This window comes from Campylobacter sp. CFSAN093229, from assembly GCF_011068225.1.
In the GTDB taxonomy this organism is placed as follows: domain Bacteria; phylum Campylobacterota; class Campylobacteria; order Campylobacterales; family Campylobacteraceae; genus Campylobacter_D; species Campylobacter_D jejuni.
Genome location: NZ_JAAMXB010000017.1, coordinates 1 through 6452, shown reverse-complemented (window position 1 = coordinate 6452; position 6452 = coordinate 1). Strand labels below are relative to the sequence as shown.

At 32.0% G+C, this 6452-nt stretch carries 1 protein-coding gene and 4 pseudogenes; 3 read left to right on the top strand and 2 right to left on the bottom strand.

Features of this window, described 5'->3' with window-relative positions:
* Positions 1-1115, bottom strand: a pseudogene (locus FBE93_RS08055) (cache domain-containing protein); the annotation flags it as partial.
* Between the two features lie 165 nt (positions 1116-1280).
* Here FBE93_RS08055 and FBE93_RS08050 point away from each other — a divergent pair.
* Positions 1281-1855 (top strand): annotated as a pseudogene (locus FBE93_RS08050) (cytochrome c3 family protein).
* Between the two features lie 10 nt (positions 1856-1865).
* A pseudogene (locus FBE93_RS08560) lies at positions 1866-4158 on the top strand (molybdopterin-dependent oxidoreductase).
* Positions 4159-4182: 24 nt separating this feature from the next.
* Here the strand turns inward: FBE93_RS08560 and zupT are convergent.
* On the bottom strand, positions 4183-5058 hold the full coding sequence (zupT, locus tag FBE93_RS08040; protein ID WP_002851840.1) for a zinc transporter ZupT: 876 nt from the start codon (positions 5056-5058) through the stop codon (positions 4183-4185).
* 168 nt (positions 5059-5226) lie between these two features.
* On the opposite strand from zupT, the pseudogene FBE93_RS08035 reads away from it, so the two are divergent.
* Positions 5227-6452, top strand: a pseudogene (locus tag FBE93_RS08035) (cache domain-containing protein); the annotation flags it as partial.

Sequence of the window (6452 nt, the reverse complement as noted above, 5' to 3'; positions counted from 1 at the left end):
TAGTTGATGAAGTCAAAGAAATTTTGCAAAGATTTAAAAATTGAATTAATTTTTGCACTTACCATATATTTTATACACATATACACAATAGCTGAAATTATAATTAAAAATATAACAACTACAGCAACTATAATTAATTGAAGATGATATAAAGGTGCTAAAACCGAAGTTCTAGGGGTTGTTACAAGTATACTCCAATGACTTGAATTTTCTAATGTACTAAAAGATGAAACCGAAGCATAACTGGTTAAACCTGTTGCCGTGTAAAAATTATTGATTAAAATATCTCTATGTTCTTTAATAGCACTTAATATAGGAGCTACAGAAGGAGAATGGTTGTATTCATTGATTTTTTTCAAAATTGCTTTAGGATTTTTATGAATAACAAATGTTCCATCATCTGTAAGTAGCAATCTTAAATCTCCTTCATGAAAATTTAAAGAAGGATCAAGTAAAGCTTTAGACATCTGTGAAAGCTCTAAGGAGAAACCAATAACTCCTGCAAAATCTCCTTTTTGATTAAAAATAGGCATTCCTAAGTTTATTCCTAAAAATTCTCCATTGCCATAATCAAGATGCTTAACTGAACCAAAAGTAATCTTTTGCTCTCCATTGTGCACATTGTTTTCAATTTTTGAGATTACAGGTATACTGTTATACATATTTTTATTTTGTATAAATGTTTTAATACCTCCATCAATCCCTGGAGTTGAATCATTATAAACAATAGATAAATTTCCATTTCGAATGTCTTTTTCTTTATTTCCTGATAAGACTGAAAGATCTTTAATGTACAAAAAAGCATAAGTGGTATGCATACTTGAATCTAATGTTTTTTTGGTCAAATTTTCCAATACATTAATGTCAATGCTCCCATTATCATTAATAACTTGTTGTATACTAGCGCCTAATGCTTTAGAGAGTAAAAAAGGTTCGTTAAGTGTGGATTGCATATAATTTACATATCTTTTTGAAGCTATGTCTAGAGCAATTTCTGCTTCTTTTTCCATATTTTGAGAAACTTTCCATGATATGATAGCAATCATAAAGACTAAGCTAACCATAACACTTCCAATTACTGAAAGGGTTAATTTAGTTCCGATAGATTTTAACATTGTCTTCCTTTCTTGTATATTTATTTTCTAAATTATAACTATAAAATGCTTATTTTTTTCTAAAAAAGTTATTAATTATTAATTAATATTTTGTTAATATTAATTAATAATTAAATTAACTAGTATTAAAATACATTTACATCAAATTTATATTAAGGAATAGCAATGAAAAAGATTTTCATTTCTTTTGTTGTCCTAGCGACATATTTATGGGCAGAAAATACCGTCTATGCCGATGAAGTTGTATCACTTTATCTTAATAAAGATGATACTAAAGTCATAGGAAGACTTTTACCTACAAATCCTTTTGAAGTGTTAAAAAGCGAAAATAACAGGGTTTTGCTAAAAATTGATGGTTATGTAAATCCTAAAGCAACTTCTGTGATTTATTTCAATGACTCTCAAAGAATTATTGTTGCAGCTTTTTCTAAAAATACAAAATTAAATTTCTCTCAAAGAATAACTGGAAAAGATGGAAAATGGGATAAAGTAAGCCTTGAAATTTGGGCAGAACAAAAAGAATTTGTCAAAGACAATAAAGAAATGTTAAATCGAGCTAAAGAGCTTTTTGTAAATAACTGCGGAATTTGTCATGCTATCCACAAAGAAAAAGAATTTACAGCTAATACTTGGCCTGCAATTTTCCGTTCTATGGCTGATAGAACAGGCATTGATAAAAAAGACAGATGGCTAGTTTAGAATACTTACAAAAAAACGCAAAAGATTTTAAAACAAAATAAGGAGAAAAGCATGCTAGATAGAAGAAAATTTTTAAAAATTGGAGCGAGCTTAAGTGCTTTACCTCTCATTCCAAGCTTAAGTGCAGGAAAAACCTTAGAAGCTTCAAAAATTAGCCTTGGACTTGTAAAAAATGGAGAAGTGATTACCGCAGCACACTGGGAGATTTTAAAACTCACTATAAAAGATGGCAAGATAGTAAAAAGTGAACCTTAGGAAAAAGTTACAAAAATGGATAATCCTTTACAACACTATACTGCCGATATGGTTTATAAATCTCGTGTGAAGTACCCTTATGTACGTAAATCTTACCTTGAAAATCCTGACAATCCTAAGCCTGAGCTTCGCGGAAAAGATGAGTTTGTTCGCGTAAGTTATGATGAAGCGATCAAGCTTATCGCCAAAGAGCTTAAAAAACAAGAGATAGTAAAGATGCAAGTGCGATTTTTGGTGGAAGCTATGGCTGGAAATCAAGTGGAAATATGCAAAACTCACGCATCTTACTTCATAGATTTTTAAATGTAACAGGTGGATTTGTAGGAGCTACAGGAGACTATTCTACAGGAGCTTCTCAAGTGATTATGCCTTATGTTGTAGGATCGATTGAAGTTTATGAGCAACAAACCTCATGGGAAAATATCTTAAGTGATTCTAAATATGTTGTGATTTGGGGTGCTGATCCGCTTTCTACTTTACGCATAGCTTGGACTTCAAACGAACAAAGAGGTTTGGCGTATTTTGAAAAACTTAAAGACAGTAAAATCAAAATAATTTGTATAGATCCTATAAAAACCACTACAGCAAAATTTTTAAATGCCAAATGGATAGCTCCACGCCCAAATACCGATGTAGCTTTAATGGGGGTATGCAAAGAGCACATCATGGCGAACAGCCTCACTGGATACTAGTTACTCTTTGTGCAATGTTAGGACAAATCGGCACAAAAGGAGGTGGTTTTGGACTAAGCTATCATTACAGCAATGGCGGTGTTCCAACTTGCAAAGGCGGAGTTATCGGCGGTATGACGGCAGGTAGTTTAGGGATTTGGAAAAATGGTAAATTTAAAGGTTTAGCAAAAAGCGAAACTTCAAACGAAGGCGCAGAATGGCTTCAAAATGCAGCGAGTTATTCTTTCCCTGTAGCAAGAATCGCTGATGCTTTACTTCACCCTGGAAAAACCATAGATCACAACGGCTCTAAGCTTACCTATCCTGATATTGATTTCATTTACTGGGTAGGCGGAAATCCTTTAGTACACCATCAAGATACTAACACTAACGTAAAAGCATGGAGAAAACCACGCACCGTTGTGGTAAATGAAATTTGCTGGACCCCAACAGCTAAAATGGCAGATATTGTTATGCCTGTAACTTCATCTTATGAAAGAGATGATATTGCCATGACAGGAGATTATTCAAATATGCATATAGCTCCTATGAAACAAGCAGTTGAGCCTGTGGGTGAAAGCAAAGATGATTATATAATTTTCTCTGATATTTGTAAAATTTATGGAAAAAGTGTCTTTAATGCCTACACAGAAAATGGCAAAAAAGCTAAAGATTTCATCAAAGAATACTACAACAGTGCCCTAAAACAAACTCAAAGTTTTGGCGAAGCTTTTGCTATTCCTATGCCAAGTTTTGAAGAATTTTGGGCTAAAAATGAACCAATCACTTTTGAACTAACAGCTGAAAGTTTAGAATGGACTCGTTTTTCAGAATTTATAGAAGATCCTATCTTAAATGCTCTGGGTACAGATTCAGGACTTATTGAAATTTACTCAGAAGCGATTAAAAATTATAATTATGATGATTGCAAAGCCCATCCTACTTGGTTTGAGCCTATTGAATGGCTTGGAAATGCAACCAAAGAAGCACCTTTCCACTTACTTACAAATCACCCAAGAGATCGCTTGCACTCTCAACTTTGCCACACAAGCTTAAGAGATACTTATGCAATAAAAGATAGAGAGCCTATTTTAATCAATTTTAAAGATGCAAAAAAACTTGGTATAAAAAATGGCGATGTAGTACGCGTGTTTAACAAACGCGGTGAAGTTTTAGCAGGTGCTGTTGTAAGCGATGAAATCATGCAAGGGGTTGTAAGGCTTTGTGAAGGTGCTTAGTATGATCCTAATGAAAACGGACTTTGCAAATGTGGAAATGCAAATGTTTTAACCATGGATATGCCAACTTCAAAACTTGCCAATGGCAATATCTCTCACACAGGGCTCGTAAACATAGAAAAATTTAAAGGTGAACCACCAAAACTTACTGCCTTTAATGCGCCAAAAGGTGTGAATTAAATTGCAAGAAAGCCGCAAGGCTTTCTATTGTCCAAGCAAATTTAAACTTAAAGCCATTATTGCCATTCCTGCGATAAGTCCATATAAACTATCATGGGCCTTATCATAAGTTTTTGCAGCGGGCAAAAGTTCATCAAGAGATATAAAAACCATAATTCCTGCAATCACAGCAAAACTTATAGCTAAAGTAAGATCGCCTATAAAAGGTAATAAAATCAAAGCTCCAACAAAAGCACCCAAAGGCTCTGCAAAACCCGAAAGAGCTGAATAAATAAAAGCCTTTTTCTTATCTCCTGTAGCATGGTAAATTGGCAAACTCACGGCCAAACCTTCAGGGATATTGTGTATAGCCACAGCTATAGCTATAGCAATTCCTAAAGTAAGATTATCAAGACTCGAAATAAAAGTAGCAAAACCTTCTGGGAAATTATGTATAGCAATAGCTAAAGCTGTAAAAATCCCTGTGCGTTTTAAAGCTTTAGTATTGATCTGATGTAATTTTTCTCCAGGATGAAATTTCGGAGGATTTTGTCCTTTTTGAGGTAAGGGACAAATTTTTAACTCGCTTAAATCCTCTTTAGGCTCGTGAGGATTGACATCTTCGGGGATTAATTTATCAATCAATAAAGATATTAAAATTCCACCAAAAAAACAAGCCAATCCCAAAAGCTCAGCCCAATGTGAATCATAGTGATTTTTAAAATCTTTCAGTGCAGTGGGTAAAATTTCCATGAAAGAAATATATATCATTACCCCAGCTGAAAAACCAAGTCCTAAAGAAAGCACCCTTAAATCATCTTTTCTAGAAAAAAAGGCTATTATAGAACCTATAGCTGTAGAAAAACCTGCAAAAAGAGTCAGTAGCATTGCGATAAAAATCTGTTCAAAGGTAAATTGCATTAATAATTCTTAACTTCAATAAAATTTCAATATTTTAAATACTTATATTTATAAAAAGTTAACATATGGTAAAAATACAAAAGATATTAAAATTTTTAAGAATATTTTAAAAAAATATAGAATACTATATTAAGTTTTTTATAAATTTTTAAAAGTTAAGGAAAAAATATGAATTTTCGTTCTTTAAATATAAGCACTAAGCTTATTCTATCTGTAGCTATAGGGGTAATTTTAGGCATTATCGTATTAGTTTCAACAGTTTCCATATATATTTCTGAAAATATGGAGAAAGAGGCCAAGGATTCAATATTTTTAGCTTCAAAAAGATACACCAATTATATGGAAGGTATTCTAAATGAAACTGTTGCACTTACAAAAGGAACCGCAACTTCCTTAAATGATATGTTTGAACACAATAATCAAGTTGATGCTGATTTGATTGAAAGCTTAATGAAAAATTTATTTGATAGTAGTTTATATTCAGCTTATACTTTTTTGTATTTAAAAGATACTTCAGTGCTAGGGGATGCTCAAGGAATTGATAAAAGATACACAAGTTCTGATGGTAAAACTTTTGCTATGATTTATTTTGATCAAACCACTGGAAAATCTGGAGGAATAGAAACGATTCAAACGCCAAATAATTTTGGTAATTTAAAGATTATAGAGCAAGTAGAAAAAAACGCTAAATATGGAGATAAAGACAGTTTATTTGTTGGGCCACCAACTAAACTTAACTACGATGGAAAAGATTTTCTAGGTATTAATTTTGGAATGCCTATTTTTAATAATAAAGGTAAATTGATTGGAGTTGCTGGATATACTTTAGATTTTTCTGAAGTTTCTGAAACCATACTTGACCCAAAATTAGATTTTTTTGAAGGGGATTTAAGATTTTTAATGACTGATAAAGGTGTTATTACCATTCATAAAAATCATAATGCTATTTTAAAAACACTTGGCGATATAAATAAAGATCCCTCTGTGGAATTAGTCAATAATGCTGTTAAAGAACACAAAACTGTTATAATAGATGATTATGTTGCTTCAACTGGAGATTTAAGCTATGCATCCGTTTCATCTTTTAGCACTGCAAATAATTCAAGTCATTGGAGTATGGTTGTAACTGCTCCTAAAAATTCAGTTTTAGCACCTTTAAAGAAACTAGAAATTATTTTTATCATCATTTCTTTTTTTATACTACTTGTCATATTGATTATAGTTTATGTCTGCGTTAAAAAAATAGTTGGATCTAGAATTCCTGTTATTTTAAAATCTTTAGAAAATTTCTTTCATTTTTTAAATCACAAAAAACACGAAGTTGATTTAATTTCAATCAAAGCCGATGATGAACTTGGAAAAATGGGCAAAATGATCAACGAAAACATCCTTGC

Coding starts and splice junctions, on each gene's coding strand:
- zupT (WP_002851840.1), bottom strand. CDS start 5,058: ATGCAATTTACCTTTGAACAGATTTTTATCGCAATGCTACTGACTCTT.